At 61.1% G+C, this 23,740-nt stretch carries 18 protein-coding genes; 11 read left to right on the forward strand and 7 right to left on the reverse strand.

Annotated elements, in window-relative coordinates; genetic code table 11:
* Window positions 1-30 precede the first annotated feature (30 nt).
* Window positions 31-486, reverse strand: a complete 456-nt coding sequence (locus NIBR502773_RS17060; RefSeq protein WP_046070509.1) for a tRNA (cytidine(34)-2'-O)-methyltransferase — start codon at window positions 484-486, stop codon at window positions 31-33.
* Between NIBR502773_RS17060 and NIBR502773_RS17065 the strand changes: the two genes are divergently transcribed.
* Window positions 485-925 carry a hypothetical protein gene (locus NIBR502773_RS17065; protein WP_092358719.1) on the forward strand — a complete coding sequence of 147 codons (441 nt, stop codon included), beginning with the start codon at window positions 485-487 and terminating at the stop codon, window positions 923-925. The two genes, NIBR502773_RS17060 and NIBR502773_RS17065, sit on opposite strands and share 2 nt — an antisense overlap.
* Before the next feature lie 529 nt (window positions 926-1,454).
* Here NIBR502773_RS17065 and ntrC read toward each other — a convergent pair.
* The 4 genes from ntrC to glnA form a co-directional block, all read right to left on the reverse strand.
* Window positions 1,455-2,891 carry a nitrogen regulation protein NR(I) gene (gene ntrC / locus NIBR502773_RS17075; protein WP_027605069.1) on the reverse strand — a complete coding sequence of 479 codons (1,437 nt, stop codon included), beginning with the start codon at window positions 2,889-2,891 and terminating at the stop codon, window positions 1,455-1,457.
* Complete coding sequence (gene glnL, locus NIBR502773_RS17080; RefSeq protein WP_024072896.1) at window positions 2,888-3,973, reverse strand: nitrogen regulation protein NR(II); 1,086 nt, start codon at window positions 3,971-3,973, stop codon at window positions 2,888-2,890. The genes ntrC and glnL overlap by 4 nt, the downstream gene beginning before the upstream one ends.
* Window positions 3,974-4,275: 302 nt before the next feature.
* Window positions 4,276-4,812: a chorismate mutase gene (locus tag NIBR502773_RS17085; RefSeq protein ID WP_065940747.1), complete on the reverse strand. Its 537-nt coding sequence runs from the start codon at window positions 4,810-4,812 to the stop codon at window positions 4,276-4,278.
* Window positions 4,813-4,897: 85 nt separating this feature from the next.
* Window positions 4,898-6,304 carry a glutamate--ammonia ligase gene (gene glnA, locus NIBR502773_RS17090; RefSeq protein ID WP_024072899.1) on the reverse strand — a complete coding sequence of 469 codons (1,407 nt, stop codon included), beginning with the start codon at window positions 6,302-6,304 and terminating at the stop codon, window positions 4,898-4,900.
* 334 nt (window positions 6,305-6,638) lie between these two features.
* On the opposite strand from glnA, the gene thiI reads away from it, so the two are divergent.
* Window positions 6,639-8,093 (forward strand): tRNA uracil 4-sulfurtransferase ThiI, encoded by a 1,455-nt coding sequence (thiI, locus tag NIBR502773_RS17100; protein WP_027605067.1) that lies wholly within the window; start codon window positions 6,639-6,641, stop codon window positions 8,091-8,093.
* Between the two features lie 138 nt (window positions 8,094-8,231).
* Window positions 8,232-10,052, forward strand: coding sequence for a translational GTPase TypA (typA, locus tag NIBR502773_RS17105; RefSeq protein ID WP_098480533.1), 1,821 nt, complete (start codon window positions 8,232-8,234; stop codon window positions 10,050-10,052).
* A gap of 192 nt (window positions 10,053-10,244) precedes the next feature.
* On the opposite strand, the gene NIBR502773_RS17110 is transcribed toward typA, so the two are convergent.
* Entirely contained in the window at window positions 10,245-10,679 is a 435-nt protein-coding gene (locus NIBR502773_RS17110; protein ID WP_024072902.1) for a YkgJ family cysteine cluster protein, read from the reverse strand.
* A 240-nt stretch (window positions 10,680-10,919) separates the two neighbouring features.
* On the opposite strand from NIBR502773_RS17110, the gene NIBR502773_RS17115 reads away from it, so the two are divergent.
* From NIBR502773_RS17115 to NIBR502773_RS17140, 6 genes are all read left to right on the forward strand, one after another.
* Entirely contained in the window at window positions 10,920-13,370 is a 2,451-nt protein-coding gene (locus NIBR502773_RS17115; RefSeq protein WP_065925746.1) for a glycogen/starch/alpha-glucan phosphorylase, read from the forward strand.
* 157 nt (window positions 13,371-13,527) lie between these two features.
* On the forward strand, window positions 13,528-17,043 hold the full coding sequence (locus tag NIBR502773_RS17120; protein WP_141156513.1) for a DUF2339 domain-containing protein: 3,516 nt from the start codon (window positions 13,528-13,530) through the stop codon (window positions 17,041-17,043).
* Entirely contained in the window at window positions 17,043-18,395 is a 1,353-nt protein-coding gene (locus NIBR502773_RS17125; RefSeq protein WP_141157849.1) for a DUF3999 domain-containing protein, read from the forward strand. The genes NIBR502773_RS17120 and NIBR502773_RS17125 overlap by 1 nt, the downstream gene beginning before the upstream one ends.
* Before the next feature lie 107 nt (window positions 18,396-18,502).
* Window positions 18,503-19,513: a class 1 fructose-bisphosphatase gene (locus tag NIBR502773_RS17130; RefSeq protein WP_027605062.1), complete on the forward strand. Its 1,011-nt coding sequence runs from the start codon at window positions 18,503-18,505 to the stop codon at window positions 19,511-19,513.
* 176 nt (window positions 19,514-19,689) lie between these two features.
* Entirely contained in the window at window positions 19,690-19,944 is a 255-nt protein-coding gene (locus NIBR502773_RS17135) for a hypothetical protein (protein WP_027605061.1), read from the forward strand.
* 30 nt (window positions 19,945-19,974) lie between these two features.
* Window positions 19,975-20,544 carry a lipocalin family protein gene (locus tag NIBR502773_RS17140; RefSeq protein WP_027605060.1) on the forward strand — a complete coding sequence of 190 codons (570 nt, stop codon included), beginning with the start codon at window positions 19,975-19,977 and terminating at the stop codon, window positions 20,542-20,544.
* 55 nt (window positions 20,545-20,599) lie between these two features.
* On the opposite strand, the gene NIBR502773_RS17145 is transcribed toward NIBR502773_RS17140, so the two are convergent.
* Complete coding sequence (locus NIBR502773_RS17145; protein ID WP_141156514.1) at window positions 20,600-21,964, reverse strand: formimidoylglutamate deiminase; 1,365 nt, start codon at window positions 21,962-21,964, stop codon at window positions 20,600-20,602.
* Between the two features lie 147 nt (window positions 21,965-22,111).
* On the opposite strand from NIBR502773_RS17145, the gene hutC reads away from it, so the two are divergent.
* Together hutC and NIBR502773_RS17155 are read left to right on the forward strand one after the other, a co-directional pair.
* A complete protein-coding gene (gene hutC, locus NIBR502773_RS17150) occupies window positions 22,112-22,822 on the forward strand; it encodes a histidine utilization repressor (RefSeq protein ID WP_373682393.1) in 711 nt (236 codons plus the stop codon).
* Window positions 22,819-23,379 carry a HutD family protein gene (locus NIBR502773_RS17155; RefSeq protein ID WP_141156516.1) on the forward strand — a complete coding sequence of 187 codons (561 nt, stop codon included), beginning with the start codon at window positions 22,819-22,821 and terminating at the stop codon, window positions 23,377-23,379. Before hutC ends, NIBR502773_RS17155 begins: the two co-directional genes overlap by 4 nt.
* The last annotated feature ends 361 nt before the right edge of the window (window positions 23,380-23,740 follow it).

Here is a 23,740-nt window from a genome sequence, read left to right on the forward strand (position 1 = left end):
GCAAGCCCCCTCCCACATTTGTTATGTGTGTTACTTGAAGCCGAGTTGGCGCCAGCCTTCGTAGACGGCAACGGCGACGGTGTTCGACAGGTTCAGGCTGCGGCAGCCTTCGCGCATCGGCAGGCGCAGGCGATGCCCGTCCGGCAGGGCGTCGAGTACGTCGGCCGGCAGGCCACGGCTTTCCGGGCCGAACAGGAAGGCGTCGCCTTCGGCGAAGCTGGCATCATGGAACGGTCGCGAACCCTTGGTGGTGAACGCGAACAGCCGTGGGTGGCCCAGGCTTTCCAGGCAGCTGGCCAGGTCGGCATGGCGTTGCAGGGTGGCATACTCGTGGTAGTCCAGGCCGGCACGGCGCAGGCGCTTGTCGTCCATGTCGAAGCCCAGGGGCTCGATCAAATGCAGGTGGCAGCCACTGTTGGCGCACAGCCTGATAACGTTGCCGGTATTCGGCGGAATTTCTGGTTGAAAAAGGATGACGTGAAACATGCACGGCTCCGAAGGCAAAGATGCGCTGCATTCTACCCCTGAAGAAGACCCAAGACCGAAGCTAATGCCGAGGGTGATGGGCTCATTGGCGATTGTCGGCCTGATGGTGGGCCTGATGATCGGCCGCCTGACCACCCCTGACCCGGTCGAGTTGCAGCAGATAGAGACGGCGGCGGACGGTGTGGTGGTGTGGTTCAACCGCGAACCCAAGCTGCACGGTGAGCATATCGACGGCACCGTGGCGCTGTTGTTCGACGCGCAAGGCAAGGCCGCCAGTGGGCAGCTCAAGGTCAACGACAAGGATGTGAACTGGCGCGTGCGCAAGACCGATGCGGGCTTGCTGCTGAACCTGGTGGCGGCTCGGCCGCTGCGCGGGGAGTGGAAGGGCGAGGAGGTCGATGACCGCTGGCGGCTGGAGATCCATCTCCAAGAGCAATAAAAGAGGGAGTTCCCGGCCTGCCTGTACCAGGGCTCCCAAAACGGGGTGAAGCCAGAGGCTTCGGTGTTAAAGAGGGAATCCCCGGCCTGCCTGTACCGAGGTTCCCGAAAGCGGCGTGGAGCGCGACGCGGTTCGCATCAAGCACCCCGGGTGTAAAGAGGGGATTCTCGGCCTGCCTGTACCAAGGTCCCCGAAACTGGGTTGTACTGGGGTTATTGCAGGGCGCGTGCCAGAGTGGCTGAGTTGTGCCAAAAAAATTCTCCAGAAAGCGCAAAGCCCCGGAATACGGGGCTTTGGTGTTTTCGGGGTTCAGCATTTTCTTAACAAAACGCATGTTTCGGGCTTGGAACGTGTGCGCGATGCTAGAACAGGGTGCATTGAAGCGGTGCACGGTTCTGAGTCCGTGTGGGGGGCCAAATGTGAGAGGGGGCTTGCTCCCGATGGCGGAGTGTCAGTCGATATCTATCTGACTGATCCACCGCCATCGGGAGCAAGCCCCCTCCCACATTAGACCTCGGTAGATTGGAGATCAGGCGTCGTCGCCCTCATCGTCATCCCCACCATCGACCTTCATGCCCAACTCCTTGATCTTGCGCGTCAGGGTATTGCGACCCCAACCCAGCAACACGGCGGCATCGCGACGGCGGCCGGCGGTGTGCTTGAGGGCGGTTTCGATCATGATCCGCTCGAAGGCCGGCACGGCGCTGTCCAGCAGGTTCGACTGGCCGCGTGCCAGGGCCTGGTCGGCCCATTGGCGCAGCGCCTGTTCCCAGTTGGTCACCGGTGCCGAATCCTGCGGCAGGCTCAGCAGCTCCGGCGGCAAGTCGCCGATATGCACTTCACGGCCGGACGCCATCACGGTGATCCAGCGGCAGGTATTCTCCAGCTGGCGCACGTTGCCGGGCCACGGCAGGTTCTTCAGGTATTCCTCGGTCTCGCTTTTCAGCAGCTTCGGTTCGACGGCCAGCTCCTGGGCGGCGCGGCTGAGGAAGTGGCGGGCGAGGGTCGGGATATCTTCGCGGCGGTCCGACATGCGTGGGATGTGGATGCGGATCACGTTGAGACGGTGGAACAAGTCTTCACGGAACTTGCCGGCGTGCACCAGGGTTTCCAGGTTCTGGTGAGTCGCGGCGATGATGCGCACATCGACCTTGACCGGTGTGTGCCCGCCCACGCGGTAGAACTCGCCGTCCGCCAGCACGCGCAGCAGGCGGGTCTGGGTGTCGGCCGGCATGTCGCCGATTTCATCGAGGAACAGCGTGCCGCCGTCCGCCTGTTCGAAGCGGCCGCGACGCAGGTTGGCTGCGCCGGTGAACGCGCCTTTCTCATGGCCGAACAGCTCGGACTCCATCAGGTCCTTGGGGATCGCCGCCATGTTCAGCGCGATAAACGGCGAGGCCGCCCGCGGGCTGTGGCGGTGCAGGGCGTGGGCCACCAACTCTTTACCGGTACCCGACTCGCCGTTGATCAGCACGGTGATGTTGGAATGGCTCAAGCGCCCGATGGCGCGAAACACTTCCTGCATCGCCGGCGCTTCACCGATGATTTCCGGGGTGCGGGTCAGGGTCGGCGGAGCTTCCTGGTTCTGCTGTTCCTGGGCGTGCTGGTTGGCGCGCTTGACCAGCGCCACGGCCTCGTCCACGTCAAACGGCTTGGGCAGGTACTCGAAGGCGCCGCCCTGATAGGACGCGACAGCGCTGTCCAGGTCCGAGTGGGCAGTCATGATGATCACCGGCAGGCGCGGGTGCTGCTCGCGAATCCGCGCCAGCAGGTCCAGGCCACTGGCGCCGGGCATGCGGATGTCGGAGATGATCACGTCGGGCTGCTGGCGCGCCAGGCGGCTCATCACCCCGTCGGCGCTGTCGAAGCTCTGGGTGGTCATGCCTTCCTGTTGCAAGGCTTTCTCGAGGACCCAGCGGATAGAACGGTCGTCATCGACGATCCACACAGTTTCACTACGGCTCATGTCGATGGGGCTCCTTGTTCCAGAGGCAGAAAGATCGAGAATGTGGTGTGGCCGGGATGGCTCTCACATTCGATCAGACCCTGGTGCTGGCTGATGATGTTCTGGGTAATGGCCAGGCCCAGCCCGGTACCGTCCGGGCGGCCGCTGACCATGGGAAAGAAAATGGTTTCCTGGAGTTCCGCAGGAATGCCCGGGCCGTTGTCGATGATCTCGACCTTGGTTACCAGGCGATGGCGCACGTGGCCGATGGTGAACTGGCGCAGGGCACGGGTGCGCAGGCTGATGCGGCCAAGGCGCAGCTCGTTCTGGCTGCTGATGGCCTGCATGGCGTTGCGCACGATGTTGAGCACCGCCTGGATCATCTGCTCGCGGTCGATCAACACGTCGGGAATGCTTGGGTCGTAGTCGCGCACCAGGGTGATGCAGCCCTGGCTTTCGGCTTCTACCAACTGACAGACGCGCTCCAGTACTTCGTGCACGTTGGTCATCGCCAGCGACGGCAGCTTGTTGGAGCCGAGCATGCGGTCCACCAGGTTACGCAGGCGGTCGGCCTCTTCGATGATGACGTTGGTGTAGTCCTTGAGGTGCTCGTCCGGCAGTTCACGGGCCAGCAGCTGCGCCGCGCCGCGAATGCCGCCCAGCGGGTTCTTGATCTCATGGGCCAGGCCGCGCACCAGCATCTTGCTGGTCTCCTGCTTGGACAGCTGGGCTTCTTCCTTGGTGATGCGCAACAGGCGGTCGCGGGGGTGCACTTCGAGCAGCAGCAGCGTGGCACCGTTGCTCAGGATCGGGGTCACGGCGTAGTCGACGGTCAGCGTCTGGCCGGTGAGTGCCGTGAGCATCGCTTCACGCTTGGTGAACGGGTGTGCCTGCTCCACCGCCTGGCGCAACGAACTCAAGGCTTCGGCCGACTCGGTGAACAATTCGCTGATGAACTGCCCATGGCTGCGCTGACCGCTGATGGCCAGGAGCATCTCTGCCGCCGGGTTCATGTACTCAAGGCGCAGGTCGTCATTGAGCAGGATGGTCGCGGTGGTCAGGTTGTCGAGTAGCAAACGGTGCAGTGCATCGCTGATGGTCATCGGGACCTCTTTTGGAGCAAGGCGCGGGCTTGAGGCACACGCTGATACAAGGAAAATGCAAAAACCAAACCAAGGCTCCGAAAAGAAGCGTGAATCCCCTGAAATAAGGGGTTAAGGCGCGAAACTGTGGCGTTCTGCCAGCCTGCTGGGGAAGTTTCGAACCAAAATGGTGTGAGCCAGTGGGAAGGGTGCGGGATGTCGCACCAATATAGTGCGGTTTTGTGAAGATTGTTCAGGAAGTGCCGAATTCACACAAATCCAATGTGGGAGGAACTCCCACATGTTCGGCTCGGGTTACAGATTCAGTCTTTGTGGATACATAGCTCGGCCGTGGCGCGAATCATCGCCAGCTGCCGCAACGGGTCGTTCAGCGGCTCATGCACCGCTTCAGCCAGCCATTGAGGGCACTGCGGGTCGCTGCGTTGTGGCGTGAAGTCCGCGAGCTGTTGCAGCAGGCGTTTTTGCAATTGATCCAGTTGCGGGCGAATCTGCTTCACCAGGTCCGGGCGCGGGTCGTCGGGTGCCTTGCCCTGGAACTGCCAGTCGGACAGGTGGGTGTATTGCACCAGCTTGTTTGCCTCGATCTGCGCCGAGAAAAATTGCTCGGCGGCGGCGGGCTCCAGTTTGTAACTCGGTGCCTGGGCAATGACGCTGGCGAGCACGTCCTGCTCGCGCTTTTTGTCTTCTACCGGTTTTTTACTGTCCCATTTGCTCAGGGCCACCTGGTCGGCAATGGCCAAGCGTTCGGCGATGCTGTTGAGCAATGGCTCCAGTGTCGGCGGTGCAGCGAATGCACTGGCGCTGGCGAACAATAAAGTGAATGCAAGTAGACGCTTCAAGAGGTGACCTCCTAGGGTGCGGGCAAAAAAAAGACCTCCCGAAGGAGGCCTTTTTCATCACGCTGCGTCAAGCAGCGCTACCGGATCAGCAGCTGTAGTACAGCTCGTATTCCAGTGGGTGTACGAAGGTGCGTACTTTGATTTCTTCTTCGCTTTTCAGCTCGATGTAGGCATCGATGAAGTCGTCGCTGAATACGCCGCCTTTGGTCAGGAACGCACGGCCCTTGTCCAGCTCTTCCAGGGCTTCTTTCAGGCTGCCGCACACTTGTGGGATCTCTTTGGCCTCTTCAGGCGGCAGGTCGTACAAGTTTTTGTCGGCGGCGTCGCCAGGGTGGATCTTGTTCTGGATACCGTCCAGGCCGGCCATGACCAGGGCAGCGAAAGCCAGGTATGGGTTGGCTGCTGGATCCGGGAAGCGAGCTTCGATACGGCGAGCGCGCGGGCTGGACACGTAAGGAATACGGATCGAGGCGGAACGGTTGCGAGCCGAGTAGGCCAGCATGACCGGTGCTTCGAAACCTGGGACCAGACGCTTGTAGGAGTTGGTCGACGGGTTGGTGAAGCCGTTCAGGGCCTTACCGTGCTTGATGATGCCACCGATGAAGTACAGGGCGGTGTCGGACAGGCCGGCATAACCTTCGCCAGCGAAGGTGTTCTTGCCTTCTTTGGCGATGGACAGGTGAACGTGCATACCCGAACCGTTATCGCCGTACAGCGGCTTAGGCATGAAGGTAGCGGTACGGCCGTAGGCATCAGCCACGTTGTGTACGCAGTACTTCAGGGTCTGGACTTCGTCAGCCTTGGCCACCAGGGTGTTGAACTTAACGCCGATTTCGTTCTGGCCGGCAGTCGCCACTTCGTGGTGGTGAACTTCGATGACCAGGCCCATTTCTTCCATGGCGTTGCACATGGAGGTACGGATTTCGTGGTCGTGGTCGAACGGCGGAACCGGGAAGTAGCCACCTTTGATGCCTGGACGGTGGCCTTTGTTGCCGCCTTCCACGTCCTGGTCGGACATCCACGAACCTTGTTCGGAGAAGATCTTGAACATGGAGCCGGAGATGTCGGACTTGAACTTGACCGAATCAAAGATGAAGAATTCCGGTTCCGGGCCGACGAATACGGTGTCGCCGATACCGGTGGACTTCAGGTATTCCTCGGCACGCTTGGCGATCGCACGTGGGTCGCGGTCGTAGCCTTGCATGGTCGAAGGCTCGATCACGTCGCAGACGATGATCAGGGTTGGGTCTTCGGTGAACGGGTCGAGGACGGCAGTGCTGTCGTCCGGCATCAGGATCATGTCGGAGGCTTCGATGCCTTTCCAGCCAGCGATGGAGGAGCCGTCGAACATTTTGCCTTCTTCGAAGAAAGCATCATCCAGCGCGTCGCGAGCCGGCATGGTCACGTGGTGCTGAGTGCCTTTGGTGTCCGTGAAGCGCAGATCAATCCATTTAACGTCATGATCTTTGATGAGTTGAACCGACTTCGACATAGTGTCCTCCGGGTGGCTTCGGGCTGGGGTAGTGGAGTTAGCCCTTAGAATGTGGGTGATGCCGGCGCGGATAGTCCGCCATGGCAACCTGCCTCACAAGAGAGCAAATTGCATGCCAGTGCGCCAACATGGGTTTTTTGCTAAAAAAACGCCCCTATAAAGGTGCATTGCGACAAATGTCCGAAATTAGCGCACCGCAATGTTGCGCGCGTGAGCGTAAACGCACCTCTTTAGTGCGAGACGAGTGTTGTGCATATTAACTGGTTAAACCTTGAGCGATTTCCGCTATAATCCGCGCCCCCCTTTTTCGGCAGGCCCTGCGCGCGCTGTTTCCATGAAATTAATCGTTAAAGTCTTTCCCGAGATCACCATCAAGAGCCGACCGGTACGGATGCGTTTCATCCGTCAGTTGGCCAAGAACATCCGTGCCGTGCTCCGCGATCTGGACCCGGCTGTGGTGGTGAACGGTGTGTGGGACAACCTCGAGCTGGAAACCCGCTTGACCGACGCCAAAGCCTTGAAGGACATGACCGAGCGCCTGAGCTGCATGCCAGGTATCGCGCATTTCCTGCAGGTGGATGAGTACCCGCTGGGGGACTTCGACGACATCACCGAAAAATGCAAACGGCACTTCGGCGACAGCCTTGAAGGCAAGATTTTTTCGGTGCGCTGCAAGCGTGCCGGCAAGCACCCGTTCAGCTCCATGGACGTCGAGAAATACGTCGGCAGCAAGCTGCGTCGCGAGTGCGGCGCCGCCGGAATTTCCCTCAAGGCACCGCAAATTGAAGTGCGCATGGAAATTCGCGACCAACGGTTGTTTGTGATTCACAGCCAGCACGACAGCATCGGCGGCTACCCGCTGGGCGCCCTGGAACAGACCCTGGTCCTCATGTCCGGCGGTTTCGATTCCACGGTGGCGGCCTACCAGATCATGCGCCGCGGCCTGATGAGCCACTTCTGCTTCTTTAACCTGGGCGGGCGTGCACACGAATTGGGCGTGATGGAAGTTGCGCACTTTATCTGGAAGAAGTACGGCAGCTCCCAGCGCGTGCTATTTGTGAGCGTACCGTTCGAGGAAGTGCTGGGCGAAATTCTCGGTAAAGTCGATAACAGTCATATGGGCGTAGTTTTGAAGCGTATGATGTTGCGCGCTGCGTCCCGAATCGCCGATCAGTTGCAGATCGACGCGCTGGTGACGGGTGAAGCGATTTCCCAGGTTTCCAGCCAGACGCTGCCGAACCTGTCGCTGATCGACTGCGTGACCGAGAAGCTGGTACTGCGCCCGCTGATCGCCAGCCACAAGCAGGACATCATCGACTTGGCAGAAGCAATCGGCACCGCCGACTTTGCCAAGCATATGCCTGAATACTGCGGGGTCATTTCGGTGAACCCCAAGACCCACGCCAAGCGCAACCGCGTGGAGTACGAAGAACAACAGTTTGATATGGCGGTTCTGGAGCGTGCGCTCGAGAACGCCAAGCTGGTCCCGATCGATCGTGTTATCGACGAACTGGGCCAGGATGTGCAGATCGAAGAAGTCAGCGAAGCCCTGGCCGGCCAGATCGTCATCGACATCCGTCACCCGGATGCCGCTGAAGATGAGCCGCTGGAAATCGCCGGCATCGACGTACAAACGCTGCCGTTTTATGCATTGAACGCGCGTTTCAAGGAACTGGATAACAGCCGTCAGTACCTGCTGTATTGCGACAAAGGCGTGATGAGTCGCCTGCATGCCCACCATTTGCTCAGTGAGGGGCATGCCAATGTGCGCGTTTATCGACCGAGCTAAGAGCCCGGGGCTGTTTGCCTGTGGCCTGCGTCACCGGCCCCCGACTCTGCCGTCAAGCTGTAACGGCAAGGCCTGACTCTACTGTTAATCGCTGCCACGACCTGTCAGCACACCGAATCCTCTGATCGAGATACACAAGTGATCGAAAATCTACGTAACATCGCCATCATTGCCCACGTTGACCATGGTAAAACCACCCTGGTAGACAAACTCCTGCGTCAATCCGGCACCCTGGAGCGCAACGAGCTCAACGACGAGCGCGTGATGGACTCCAACGACCAGGAAAAAGAGCGCGGTATTACCATCCTGGCAAAAAACACCGCCATCAACTGGAACGGCTACCACATCAACATCGTGGATACCCCGGGCCACGCCGACTTCGGCGGCGAAGTAGAACGCGTAATGTCGATGGTTGACTCCGTTCTGCTGCTGGTTGACGCTCAAGACGGCCCTATGCCGCAAACCCGTTTCGTGACCAAGAAGGCGTTCGAAGCCGGCCTGCGTCCGATCGTGTGCATCAACAAGGTGGACCGTCCGGGCGCGCGTCCGGACTGGGTTCTGGACCAGATCTTCGACCTGTTCGACAACCTGGGTGCTACCGAAGAACAGCTGGACTTCAAAGTCGTCTACGCCTCGGCCCTGAACGGCATTGCCGGTCTGGACCACACCGACATGGCCGAAGACATGACCCCGCTGTACCAGTCGATCGTCGACAACGTACCTGCGCCGAAAGTTGACCGTGACGGCCCGTTCCAGATGCAAATCTCGGCACTGGACTACAACAGCTTCCTGGGTGTGATCGGCGTTGGCCGTATCGCCCGTGGCAGCGTCAAGCCGAACACCCCGGTTGTGGCAATCGGCGCCGACGGCAAGAAGCGCAACGGTCGTATCCTGAAGCTGATGGGTCACCACGGCCTGCACCGTATCGACGTTGAAGAAGCCTTCGCCGGCGACATCGTGTGCGTCAGCGGCATGGACTCGCTGTTCATCTCCGACACCCTGTGCCAGCCGGACAATGTCGAGGCGATGAAGCCTCTGACCGTCGACGAGCCAACCGTTTCCATGACCTTCCAGGTAAACGACTCGCCATTCTGCGGTAAAGAAGGCAAGTTCGTGACTTCCCGTAACATCAAGGAACGTCTGGACAAAGAGCTGCTGTACAACGTTGCACTGCGCGTTGAAGAAGGCGACTCGGCTGACAAGTTCAAGGTTTCCGGCCGTGGTGAGCTGCACCTCTCGGTACTGATCGAAACCATGCGTCGCGAAGGCTTCGAAATGGGCGTTGGTCGTCCTGAAGTGATCATCCGTCAGGTTGACGGCGTGAAGCAGGAACCGTTCGAAAACGTCACCATCGACACCCCTGAAGAATCCCAGGGCAAGGTCATGGAAGAGATGGGCCTGCGTAAGGGCGACCTGACCAACATGGTGCCGGATGGCAAAGGCCGTGTGCGTCTGGAATACAACATCCCTGCTCGTGGCCTGATTGGTTTCCGTAACCAGTTCCTGACCCTGACCAACGGTGCTGGCATCCTGACCTCGATCTTCGATCGCTACGACACCATGAAGTCCGGCGACATGTCCGGCCGTCAGAACGGTGTTCTGGTATCGGTAGAAACCGGCAAGGCGCTGACCTACTCCCTGGAAACCCTCCAGGCGCGTGGCAAGCTGTTCGTTGAACACGGTCAAGAGATCTACAACGGTCAGATCGTTGGCCTGAACAGCCGTGACAACGACATGGGCGTCAACCCAACCAAAGGCAAGAAGCTCGACAACATGCGTGCTTCGGGTAAAGACGAAACCATCGCCCTGGTTCCACCTGTTCGCTTCACCCTGGAACAGGCCCTGGAGTTCATCCAGGACGACGAACTGTGCGAAGTGACGCCGAAGTCGATCCGCCTGCGTAAGAAGATCCTGGACGAAGGCGAGCGCACCCGCGCTGCCAAGAAAGCCAAGAACTGAGTTAACTCAGGCTGAATGAAAAACGCCCCCGGTCGAAAGGCCGGGGGCGTTTTTTTATGCCTGCAGGTTTTAGGGTAGCTGTACTGGCCTCATCGGGGGCAAGCCCCTCCCACCTTTGAATGTGTTCACAGATCAAAATGTGGGAGGGGGCTTGCCCCCGATAGGGCCCTTGAGAGCCCCACAAAACCCGAATCAGAACTTGTCGAGGGTCTTGAATTTGGTCTCGCGCACCACTTCCTTCGGCTTGTACGCGCAATACCCCGGGCGCGGCCCGATCTTCGGGTGGTTGCGGCAAGTATCCGGGCGCTTGTCATAAATAGTGCAGAAGCGCGTCTTACGATCCAGGTACAGGCAGTCGTTGTTGCTCATGCGCTGCAGGGTGAAAATCTCGGATTTGTTGTTGTAGCGCTCGACGATGCCTTCCTTCTGCAACCGCTTGGCGATGTTCTTCGGCGGGTCGCCGCGCTCGAACTCATCGACGATGCCAATGCGGATCAGGTCCTTGATCTTCACCTCAACCGGCAGCGTGCAGCAGCTGGACACGCAGCCGCCGCACATATGGGCGGAGTATTTCTGCCAAGTCTCGAGACGGTCGAGTTCCGCGGCGGCGATCAGTTGAGGCTTCATCAGGGTTCCAAAAGGTGGGGCGGTATCCGGGCGCGCGATCATACCGGGATTGGTGGTTTTTTGAACAATATTTTACGGATTTCAGCTCAAAGGCGCGGACGAGGGCTGATCGGGCACGACCCCTGCATCAAAAGCGTATTAAAGGTGAATGAGTTAAAAAACTGCCGAACCAGAGCGTCTACCGTCTGTCAGACCGACTAGGCTCTAGCAACTCCTTCAATCTCGCCCGAGGTCACACCGATGTCTCAGGAACCGCTTGCACGAGAAGCAGAGGTAGCCGCATTCCGCGATGCTGTCTTGACCAAACTCACCTACGCGGTGGGCAAAGACCCGGACCATGCCTTCGACCATGACTGGTTCGAAGCCATTGCCCTGGCCGCCCGCGACCAGATGGTCGACCACTGGATGGATCACACGCGGCGTATCTACCGCAAAGGCCAGAAGCGGGTGTATTACCTCTCCCTGGAATTCCTTATCGGCCGCCTGCTCTACGACAGCCTGAGCAACCTCGGCGTGCTGGAGATCGCTCGCGAAGCCTTGTCCGAGCTGGGTGTGGACCTCGAGCGCATCCGCCTGCTGGAGCCCGACGCGGCGCTTGGCAACGGCGGCCTCGGCCGTCTGGCCGCGTGCTTTATGGAAAGCATGTCGACCTTGGGCATCGCCGGCCACGGCTATGGCATTCGTTATGAGCACGGCTTGTTCCGCCAGGCGATTGTCGATGGCTGGCAGCAGGAACAGACCGAACGCTGGCTGGATTTCGGCAACCCGTGGGAATTCGAGCGGGCCGAGGTGATTTACCCGATTGGCTTTGGCGGCAGCGTCGAAACCCTGCCGGATGCCTCCGGCAAGCTGATCCAGGTGTGGACGCCCAACGAAACCGTGCGCGCCGTTGCCTACGACACCCCGGTGGTCGGCTGGCGCGGCGCCAGCGTGAATACCTTGCGCCTGTGGCGTGCCCGGGCGGTGGAAGACCTGCACCTGGAGCGCTTCAACGCCGGTGACCACTTGGGCGCCGTCGCCGAAGTAGCCCGCGCCGAGAGCATCTCCCGAGTGCTTTACCCGGCGGACAGCACCGAAGCGGGGCAGGAACTGCGCCTGCGTCAGGAATACTTCTTCGTCGCCGCCTCCTTGCAAGACCTGTTGCGTCGCCACAAGAACATGCACGGCTCGGTCCTGAGCCTGGGCGAACATGCGGCGATCCAGCTCAACGACACCCACCCCTCGATCGCCGTGGCCGAGTTGATGCGCCAGTTAGTCGACCTGCACGACATTCCGTGGGAAGCCGCGTGGGATGTGACCGTCGAAACCCTGTCGTACACCAACCACACCCTGTTGCCCGAAGCCCTGGAAACCTGGCCGGTCGGCCTGATGGAGCGCATGCTGCCCCGGCACATGCAGATCATCTACCTGATCAACGCCCAGCACATCGATGCGCTGCGCGCCAAGGGCATCCATGACTTCGACGTACTGCGCGCCGTGTCCCTGATCGAAGAAGACAACGGCCGCCGTGTACGCATGGGCAACCTGGCGTTCCTCGGCTCCCACAGCGTCAACGGCGTGTCCGGCCTGCACACCCAACTGATGCGCAGCACGGTGTTCTCCGAATTGCACAAGCTCTACCCGGAGCGCATCAACAACAAGACCAACGGCATTACCTTCCGCCGCTGGCTGTACCAGGCCAACCCCAAGCTCACCGATATGCTGGTGGAAGCCTTGGGCCCGGACATTCTCGACAACATCGAAACCCGCCTGGGCGAGCTGGAAACCTTCGCCGAGAAACAGACCTTCCGCAAAGCCTTTGCCGACCAGCGCCTGCACAGCAAGCGTGCGCTGGCCGAGATCATCCATGAGCGCCTGGGCATTTCGGTGAACCCGGCGGCGATGTTCGACGTGCAGGTCAAGCGTATCCACGAATACAAGCGCCAGTTGCTCAACCTGCTGCACACCGTGGCGCTGTACCAGGCGATCCGTGCCGAGCCGGGTACCGACTGGGTGCCACGGGTGAAGATCTTCGCGGGCAAGGCGGCGGCCAGCTATCACCAGGCCAAGTTGATCATCAAGCTGACCAACGATATCGCGCGCACCGTCAACAACGACCCGACCGTACGCGGCCTGCTCAAGGTGGTGTTCCTGCCCAACTACAACGTCAGCCTGGCGGAAAGCATCATTCCGGCGGCGGACTTGTCGGAGCAGATCTCCACCGCCGGCTTTGAAGCCTCGGGCACCAGCAACATGAAGTTCGGCCTCAATGGCGCGCTGACCATCGGCACCATGGACGGCGCCAACGTGGAGATGCACGAGCGCGTGGGCGCCGATCACATGTTTATCTTCGGCCTCAGCGCACAGCAGGTCGAGGCACGTAAACACGCCGGGGAATTCAACGCCGGGCCCGATATTGCGGCGTCCCATCGTCTGAACGATGTGCTGCAAGCGATTCGGGGCGGGGTGTTCTCGCCGGACGATCCGGGCCGCTATGTGGGCTTGATCGACGGGTTGATCGACTACGACCGCTTCCTGGTCTGCGCCGACTTCGATTCCTACTGGGATGCCCAGGCGCGGGTCGAAGCGCATTGGCATGATTCCAAGGCGTGGTGGCGTTCGGCGGTGCTCAATACCGCGCGCATGGGCTGGTTCTCGTCGGACCGGACGATCCGCGAGTACGCTACCGAGATCTGGAAAGCCCTGGACTAAACACTGCGATAGCAAATGTGGGAGGGGGCTTGCTCCCGATAGCAGAGTGTCAGTTTGCAGATATGTCGACTGGTACACCGCTATCGGGAGCAAGCCCCCTCCCACATTGGTTGCGCGTCGATATACTGAGCGCCGGTTTGCTCAGGGAATATCGACCATGCAATGGATTTTCATGCTGATTGGCCTGGTGCTCGGCTGGACGCTCGATGAGTCGTTCTATGATGCGGGCATCGGTGCGCTGTTGGGGTTGGGCATCGGCCAGGCGATTCGCCTGTCGAAGCTGGCGACCCAGGCGCAGCAACAGGCTGTTCAGTTGGAAACCACGCAGAAGGCGCTGATCGCCCTGGGTGAGCGCCTGCGGCAACTGGAAGTACCCACGCCGACACGCACTGTCATCGTCGAGCCGCCTGTGCCTGAGGCGGCACCTGTCGCCAAGGCGCCTGAACTGGTGTGGGAGCTGCCGGTTGAATTGGCGCCTGTCGCCATGGTTGCCGAACCGAGCCAGCCATTGCCGGATGACGTCTGGACGCCTGCCCCGACGCCACGCCCGCCTCAAGAACCTGTCGCTCCCCGTGGCCCCAACCTGATCGAGCGCGCCATCGGCGGCGCACGCAATTGGCTGTTTGGTGGCAACACCGTGCTGCGTGTCGGCGTGGTGCTGCTGTTTCTCGGCCTGGCCTTCCTGTTGCGCTACGCCACCGAAGGCATGGTGGTGCCGATCGAACTGCGTTACGCCGGTGTTGCCGCGGCGGCCCTTGGCCTGTTGGGCCTGGGCTGGTGGCTGCGGTTGCGCAACAGCAACTACGGCTTGATGCTGCAAGGCACCGGGATCGCGGTGCTGTACCTGACGGTGTTTGCCGCGATGCGCCTGCACCCGTTGATCGACCCAAGCGCGGCGTTGGGCCTGCTGGTGGCGGTCACGGTGTTCTCGGCGATCCTGGCGATTACCCAGGATGCGTTGGGACTGGCCTGTGCGGCAGCGCTCGGCGGCTTCGCGGCGCCGATCCTCACGTCCACCGGCGCCGGTAATCATGTCGCGCTGTTCAGTTATTTTGCCCTGCTCAATGCCGGTATCCTCGCCATCGCCTGGTTCAAGGCCTGGCGCTTGCTCAACCTGATCGGCTTTGTCGGCACCTTCGGTATCGGCTTTGCCTGGGGCATGCGTTCCTATACGCCGGAACTGCTGTGGAGTACCGAGCCGTTCCTGATCCTGTTTTTCCTGATGTACCTGGCTATCGGCCTGTTGTTCGCCCGGCGCAAGTTGCGGGAGATGGGCGACGCGCCCGAAGGCCGTGATGCGTTGTTGCGCTGGTCGGCATCCAAAGGCGATTACGTCGATGGCAGCATGCTGTTCGGCCCGCCGCTGGTGGGGTTTGGCCTGCAGTTTGCGCTGGTGCAGCACCTTGAGTTCGCCGCAGCATTCAGCGCGCTGGGCCTGGGCATCCTCTACATGGGCCTGGCCCGCGTACTCAATGGCGGGCGCGCCTTGCTGCTGGCGGAAACCTGCCTGGCCCTGGGGGTGATCTTTGCCAGCCTGGCGATTCCCCTGGGCCTTGATGCACGCTGGACCGCAGCCGCCTGGGCGGTGGAAGGTGCCGGGATCTTCTGGCTCGGCTTGCGCCAGCAGCGGCCGTTGGCGCGGGCATTTGGCCTGTTGCTGCAATTGGGCTCGGCGCTGGCGTTTGTCAGTGAGCTGCGCATCGGCGAGCACACGCTGCTGGAGGGGGCGCCCTTGGGGGCGTTGCTGCTGGGCGCGGCCTTGCTGTTCAGCTTCGACCAACTGCGCAGGGCCGCGACGGAGCAGGCGGCGGAGTGGGAGCGCAAGGGCCTGCCGGTTCTGGCCAGCCTCGGCCTGACCTTCGTGTACCTGCTCGCGCCGCTGCTGTTGCTGACTCAAGGCACTGCCATCAGTTGGGCGCTCGCCGGCCTGGCGACCCTGTTCATCGGCTTGCGGATTGGCTCGCGCACGTTCCTGTTCACGGCGTTCGCCGTGCAACTGCTGGGCGGGGCGTTGTTCCTGCTGCGCTTGCAAGGCGGCGACTCGGCAGCGGTATTCAACGCCGGATGGAGCGGCCTGCTCAGCGCGTCGTTGATCGGCCTGGCGTTGATCGGCGGCATGCTGCTGGCGGCGCGTGACGACATGGTGCGCAGCGATGTACGGCTGTTGCGCGGGCTGTCCGTGGTGCTGCTGGCCGGGTTGGTGCTGATCAACCTCGCCGTGCTGTTTGTACTGCCATGGGAAAGCGCCAGCGGTGTGTGGGCGGCCAGTGGGTTGTTGATCATCTGGTTGAGCCTGTACCTGCAACAGCGCGTCAGTTTTGTGTTCGGGTTACTGCTGCAAGTGATCGGCGGCGCGTCGTTCCTGCTGGCGGTGCCGGAGCTGCTCGGGCCTTTGACCAGCGAGGGCGTGCGTCCCCTGGGGCACAGCGGTTTCTGGACACCGATGGTGCTGGGCCTGGCCGCCTTGATCGGTGCCTGGCGCCTGCAGCGTGAACCCCATGCGCCGGTGTTTGCCGTGCTCAAGCTGCAACGCCTGTCTGACCTGCTGCTGGTGTGGAGCGCGGCGTGGTGGGCGTTGGCGTTGATCGCTGAAGTGCTGCGGTTTATACCCGATGAACTGCGGGGTACGTGCCTGCTGGGTATTGCCGCGGTCAGCGTGGCGATCTGGGCGTTGCTCGCGACGCGCCTGCGCTGGGCGTCCCTGGGCATGCTCTGCACCCTGTTGATGCCGGCGGCAGGGATGGTTTTGCTGGTGTCTGCGCATAATTATTACCACCCGGCAGCGCACTACGGCTGGCTGGCCTGGCTGGCGGTGTTCGGGGTGCATTTCATCGCGCTGCGGCGTTTGGCGACGTTGGTGCCGGCCACCGTCCTGAGCATTGCTCACGTGTTGGGTGGCTGGATGCTGATCGGCGTATTGGCGCTGGAACTGCGCTACGGCCTGTTGTTGCTGTCGAGCGAATACAACGCCTGGCGCTGGCTGGGCTGGGCGATCCTGCCAAGCCTGTACCTGGTGCTGGCTGCCGCACCGCGCAACTGGCCGTGGCCGCTGTCGGCGTATCCACGGGAATATCGTGTGCTGGCGGCACTGCCCTTGGCGGTACTGATGCTGGGCTGGTTCTGGCTGGCGAATACCTTCAGTGACGGCACGGCCGAGCCATTGCCCTATGTGCCGCTGCTCAACCCGCTGGACCTGGGTCTGCTGTTTGCGCTGCTGGGCGTGTACCTGTGGTCGCGCAGCGTGGCGCCGCAGCGCGGGCCGCGGGCTGAATTGATCGCCCAAGGTATTGCCGGTATTTCGCTGTTCGCGTTCTTTACGGCCCTGGTGATGCGCACCGCCCACCACTGGGGCGGCGTACCGTTCCATCTGGATGGGTTGCTGGAATCGATGTTGGTGCAAGCCGGCCTGTCGATTGTCTGGACCCTGATAGCCCTCGGCCTGATGATCGGCGGTCACCTGCGCCATCGCCGCGAAGTCTGGCTGATCGGCGCGGCGCTGATCGCGGTGGTGGTGGCCAAGCTGTTCTTTGTCGAGCTGAGCAACCGTGGCGGCCTGGCGCGGATCGTGTCGTTTATCGGCGTCGGCGGGTTGTTGCTGGTGGTGGGCTACTTTGCGCCGCTGCCGCCCAAGCGTGCCGAACCTGTGTTGGAAACTGAAGGAGCATCCTCTTGATCGGTAAGTTGAGCGTGGTCGTGCTGGGCATCTGTACGACATTGTCGGCGTGGGCGCAGGAAACGCCGGCCGACTTCAGCAGCCAGGTGGCGCTGAGCGTCAGCGGCAACGGCCCCTGGTATCGCCTTGAGTTGCCCTTGGCCGTGCAACTGAATGCGCGCCAGGCTGACCTCAGTGATGTGCGCGTGTTTAACGCTGCCGGTGAACCCCAGGCCTACGCGCTGGCGCGTCAAGCGTCGCAACGCGCCGAAAGTCGTGAAGTCACCGACGTGAAGTGGTTCCCGCTGTATGCCGCCGACACCCAGGCAACCTTGCCCGGTGTGGTGATGAAAACCACGGCCGAAGGCACCCTGGTGGAAATCAAACCGTCCACCGCAGCCAAGCCCGGCAAGCAGGTGCTACGTGGCTGGGTGCTCGATGCCAGTAAAATCAAGGCGCCGTTGCAGCAGTTGAGCCTGGACTGGAGCCGCGAGCAGGAGGGCTTCCAGCGCTTCAGCATTGAAGCCAGTGATGACTTGCAGCACTGGCAATCCTGGGGCGATGGGCAAGTGGCGCGTTTGTCGTTTGCCGACGAGCGGGTCGAGCAGCATGACGTCAGTTTGCCGGGCCAGTCCGCGCGTTACCTGCGCCTGGTGTGGAAGGGGCAGGCGGCGCCGTTGCTGACCTCGGCCAGGTTGGCCAGTGCCACCAGCAGCAGCCTGCCGCTGCCGCTGGTATGGTCGCAGCCGCTCTCGGGCACGCGGCTCAAGGCGGGTGAGTACACTTGGAAGTTGCCCACCGGGCTGGGTGTCGAGCGCTTGCGTGTCGAGCTGAAGCAGGCCAATACGCTGGCGCCGGTGACGTTGGCGGGGCGGCGCGATGGCAATCAAGCCTGGCAGCCGTTGAGCAATGGTCTGCTCTACCGCCTGACCCAGAATGGCCAGGACGTGGTGCAGGACGAGTTGCAACTGCCCGGCCAGACGGTCACCGAACTCAAGTTGCAGGTCGACGAGCGCGGCGGCGGCCTGGGCGTCGAAGCGCCGGCCCTGCGCTTCGCGGTGCGCGCCACGCAGTTGGTGTTCCTGGCGCGGGGCGAGCCGCCGTTCACGCTGGCGCTGGGGAATGCCTCGGTGAAGGCGGCGAACCTGCCGTTGTCGACGCTGATCCCGGATTACACCGCCGAGCGCCTCAACACCTTGGGACAGGCCAAGGTGGCCGGGGCCGTCGCGGTCACTTCGCCACCGGTCCCGGCGGCTGTCGACACCGGGCCGAACTGGAAAAAACTCGGACTCTGGGCCGTATTACTGCTCGGCGTGGCGGCGCTGGGAGGCATGGCCTACAGTTTGCTGCGCAAGCCGCCGCAGGCACGTTAAATAAAGTCCATGAACTCTATTGGGTTTAAATCCTCTGATAGGAGGAAATACGCCCCGACTCGCGTTAAACTGCGCGGGTTTTTAGCCCCCCTTCATCGGAGCCTTCCATGTCCCGCGTTACCTTGAGTCGCTATTTGATTGAGCAGACCCGCAGCAACAACACGCCTGCCGATCTGCGCTTCCTTATCGAAGTGGTGGCGCGTGCTTGCAAGGAAATCAGCCACGCCGTGTCCAAAGGCGCATTGGGTGGTGTCCTGGGCAGCATGGGCACTGAAAACGTGCAGGGCGAAGTGCAGAAGAAGCTCGACGTGATTTCCAACGAGATCCTGCTCGAAGCCAACGAATGGGGCGGTCACCTGGCCGGCATGGCGTCCGAAGAAATGGACAATGCCTACCAGATCCCGGGCAAATACCCGAAGGGCGCCTACCTGCTGGTGTTCGACCCACTGGACGGTTCGTCCAACATCGATATCAACGCCCCGGTCGGCACCATCTTCTCGGTACTGCGTTGCCCGAACGAATACCTGAGCCAGAACGAAGCCCTGAACGAAAAGGCCTTCCTGCAGCCAGGCACCGAGCAGGTCGCTGCCGGCTACGCGATCTACGGCCCACAGACCATGCTGGTGCTGACCCTGGGCGATGGCGTCAAGGGCTTCACCCTGGACCGTGAAATGGGCAGCTTCGTCCTCACCCACGAAGACATCACCATTCCGGCTTCCACCCAGGAATTCGCGATCAACATGTCCAACCAGCGTCACTGGGAAGAGCCGGTCAAGCGCTATGTGAACGAGTTGATGGAAGGTGAAGAAGGCCCGTTGAAGAAGAACTTCAACATGCGTTGGGTCGCGGCGATGGTGGCCGATGTGCACCGTATCCTGACCCGTGGCGGCCTGTTCATGTACCCACGCGACAGCCGCGAGCCGTCCAAGCCGGGCAAGCTGCGCCTGATGTACGAAGCCAATCCGATGTCCTTCCTGGTCGAGCAGGCGGGCGGTGCGTCCACCGACGGCCACCAGCGCATCCTCGACATCCAGCCCGACGGCTTGCACCAGCGTGTGGCGGTGTTCCTGGGTTCCAAGGAAGAAGTTGAGCGTGTGACCGCTTACCACAAGAAGTAACCTGCGGCGATAAGTGAGCGGCGTTGTTGTGAGCCGGTTCACCCTTAAAGAAGCCCCGAAACGTTTCAGCGTTTTCGGGGCTTTTTTGTTTTCGTTCGTCGGGAACCAGACACCTCTTTTCCCTTCTAAGCTTCTGGCAGATACCCAAGCTGCTTCGTCCCTCCAGGAGTTATTCCATGTCGTTACGCCGTCTCGCTTTGCTGGCTTTTTGCGTGCTGTTGGCCGCTTGCAGCAAGGTCAATCAAGAAAACTACGCAAAGTTGTCGGCCGGCATGCCTAAGGCCGAAGTGGAGTCGCTGCTGGGCAAGCCGACCGATTGTTCCGGCGCACTGGGCATGTCCAGCTGCACATGGGGCGATAAAAACAGCTTTATCAGCGTTCAATATGCCGGTGACAAAGTTCTGATGTTTTCCGGGCAAGGCCTGAAGTAAACCGGGGCGAAAGCCTGCGGGAGAAGAAGAATGATGCGTTTTGTTTTGTTCCTTTGCGCCAGCCTGTTTTTGGCGGGCTGCGCCAGCCATTCTGGCGATGATCTGCAACCCAAGACAGCGAGCAACGTCAACCTCAAGCGTTACCAGGGCACCTGGTATGAGTTGGCTCGATTGCCGATGTACTTCCAGCGCAACTGCGCGCAGTCCGAAGCCCGCTACACATTGCTGCCTGATGGCGATATGTCAGTATTCAACCGCTGCCTCACCACCGAGTGGAAGTGGGAAGAAGCCAAGGGCACGGCCACGCCGCAGGTGCCTGGCAAGACCGACAAGCTCTGGGTGGAATTCAACAACTGGTTTACGTCACTGCTGCCAGGCGTCGCCAAGGGCGATTACTGGGTGCTGTACGTCAGCGATGACTACAAGACCGCCATCGTCGGCAGCCCGAGCCGCCGCTATATGTGGATCCTGTCACGCACGCCGACGGTCAGCGCGGACACCCGCGAAGACCTGTTGAGCAGGGCGCGGCAGCAAGGGTATGACACCACGCGGTTGATCTGGCGTACGTCGGATAAGCAGATGGCGAAGACTTCGCAGTAACGCGAACACCCCATCAATCAAATGTGGGAGGGGGGCAAGCCTCCTCCCACATTCATCAGCCCAACAAATCCCTCAAGACCTGCGTGAACGACCGGTTACTCTCTTCCTCGCCGGCATGCCGCCCATCCCGCACCACCCACTTGCCATTGACCAGCACATCCCGTACCTGCCGATCACCCCCAGCGAACAGCCAACGGTTGAGAATCGCGTCTTCGGTGGCTGTCGCCAGGTAAGGATCGTTACCGTCCAGCACGATCCAATCCGCACGCTTGCCCACTTCCAGTCGACCTATCGGCTGCCCCAGCGCTTGTGCGCCGCCGTCCAGCGCCGCATCGAACAATGTACGGCCGACCATCGGCTGGTCGCTGCGATACAAGCGATTGCGCCGTTGATCGCGCAGGCGTTGGCCGTATTCCAGCCAGCGCAGCTCTTCCACCACGCTCAGGGACACATGGCTGTCGGAACCGATGCCCAGGCGTCCGCCCTGGGCGAGAAAATCCACGGCCGGGAAAATCCCGTCGCCCAGATTCGCCTCGGTGGTCAGGCACAAACCGGCAATTGCGCGGCTCTTGGCCATGCGCGTCACTTCTTCCGGGTTAGCGTGGGTGGCGTGCACCAGGCACCAGCGTTCATCGACCTCGACGTAGTCGTACAGCCATTGCAATGGGCGTTTGCCGCTCCAGGCCAGGCAGTCGTCGACTTCCTTTTGCTGTTCGGCGATATGGATATGCACCGGGCACGTCTTGTCGCTGGCGGCCAATACCTCATTGATCTGCTGTGGCGTAACCGCGCGCAGGGAGTGGAAGCACAAGCCCAGTTGCTGCGCCGGTTGCGCCGCGAGGATCGGTTTGAGGTGCGCTTGCAGGTCCAGGTAATGTTCGGTGCTGTTGATAAACCGTCGCTGCCCCTCATTCGGCGCCTGGCCGCCAAACCCTGAGTGGGTATAGAGCACCGGCACCAGCGTCAGGCCGATGCCGCTACTCGCTGCGGCCTGGCTGATCTGCCGCGACAGTTCCGTACGGTCGGCGTACGGCTGGCCGCTGACGTCATGATGCACATAGTGGAATTCGGCCACCGAGGTGTAGCCGGCCTTGAGCATCTCGATATACAACTGCCGCGCGATCACCTGCAGTTGCTCCGGGCTGATCTTGCCGACCATGCGGTACATCAGGTCGCGCCAGGTCCAGAAACTGTCATTCGGGTTGCCGGCCACTTCGGCCAACCCCGCCATGGCGCGCTGAAAGGCGTGGGAGTGCAGGTTCGGCATGCCCGCCAGCACCGGGCCCCTGAGCCGTTCGGCACCGGCTGCGCTGGCGTTGGCCTCAACCTGTGTCAGCAGGCCATCGGCGCTGACTTCAAGACGTACATCGTTGGCCCATCCACTAGGCAGCAGCGCGCGTTCGGCAAAGAAAGCGGACATGATTAGAGCACCCCGGTCGTGTGTTTATTTGTATATACATATACAGACGTTTGCCTGCTCGGTAAACTCCGGCAATCTATGCATCTTTTCCCCTTGCAAGGATTCCCTGTGCCGACTCCGCCCGCCAAGTCTTCACTGGCTGCCCACATGGACGAAAGTCCGGCGCCCTTGTATGCCCGCGTCAAACAGATGATCAGCCAGCAGATCCTCAACGGCAACTGGCCGCCCCATTACCGCGTACCGTCGGAGAGCGAACTGGTCAGCCAGTTGGGCTTCAGCCGCATGACCATCAACCGTGCCCTGCGCGAGCTTACCGCCGAAGGTTTGCTGGTGCGCATGCAAGGTGTCGGCACGTTCGTCGCCGAGCCCAAGAGCCAGTCGGCGCTGTTTGAAGTGCACAACATTGCCGATGAGATCGCCTCCCGCGGTCATCGGCATACCTGCCAGGTCATCACCCTGGGCGAAGAGGCTGCCGGTTCCGAGCGCGCTGTCGCCCTGGAAATGCGCGAAGGCGGGCGGGTGTTCCACTCGCTGATCGTGCATTACGAAAACGATATTCCTGTGCAAATCGAGGACCGTTTCGTCAACGCCCTGGTCGCGCCGGAATACCTGCAACAGGACTTCACCCTGCAAACCCCCTATGCCTATCTCAACCAGGTGGCGCCGTTGACCGAAGGCGAGCACGTGGTCGAAGCGATTCTCGCCGACGTTACCGAGTGCAAGTTGCTGCAGATCGAGCCGAGCGAGCCGTGCCTGTTGATTCGCCGGCGTACCTGGTCCGGTCGTCAGCCGGTGACGGCCGCGCGTTTGATCCACCCCGGTTCCCGCCACAGCCTGGAAGGACGGTTCAGTAAATGAGTGCAGTGAAAGTCTGGCGCGCCGCCGATTACGTGCGCATGCCGTGGAAAAACGGCGGCGGCAGCACCGAAGAAATCACCCGCGATGCCGGCGAGGGCCTGGAAGGCTTCGGCTGGCGCCTGTCGATTGCCGATATCGGCGAGTCTGGCGGGTTTTCCACCTTTGCCGGCTACCAGCGCGTGATCACCGTGATCAAAGGCGCAGGCATGGTGCTGACGGTGGATGGCGAGGAGCAGCGCGGGTTGTTACCGTTGCAACCGTTCGCCTTCAAAGGCGACAGCCAGGTTTCATGCCGCTTGATTACCGGGCCTATCCGCGACTTCAACCTGATCTACTCACCCCAGCGTTACCATGCGCGGTTGCAGTGGGTGGATGGTGTGCAGCAGTTCTTTACTACGGCGCAGACGGTGCTGGTGTTCAGCGTGGCGGATGAAGTGAAGGTGCTGGACGAGGTACTGGGCCATCACGATTGCCTGCAAGTGGACGGTAACAGCGGTCTGCTGGATATTTCCGTCACGGGTCGCTGCTGCATCATCGAACTGACCCCGCGGGGTTAAAAAATGTGGGAGGGGGCTTGCTCCCGATAGCGGTGGATCAGTGGGTATATCCTGGGCTGACACACCGCAATCGGGAGCAAGCCCCCTCCCACATTTGTTTCTCACGGTTCTTGCGATCTGTTTCCAGGTCTCGCACCAATTTGTTACCGAACGCCCCAGCGTGGCGCAAAACTGCGCTGTCGTGACAAACCCCCTTCGCTATACAACCCCTTCGCAAGAAATTTCATCATGCCTCGAAGCCCTGATTTCCAAGGCTCGTACGCGCTTTTCAGAAAAATCCGAATACCTTCCTCAGAAAGTTGGCCGCTTGATTGCATATGCTTGTATGTACAAGTAAAGATGTGTGCGTAAGACTCTCCTT

The organism is Pseudomonas sp. NIBRBAC000502773, assembly GCF_006517195.1.
In the GTDB taxonomy this organism is placed as follows: domain Bacteria; phylum Pseudomonadota; class Gammaproteobacteria; order Pseudomonadales; family Pseudomonadaceae; genus Aquipseudomonas; species Aquipseudomonas marginalis.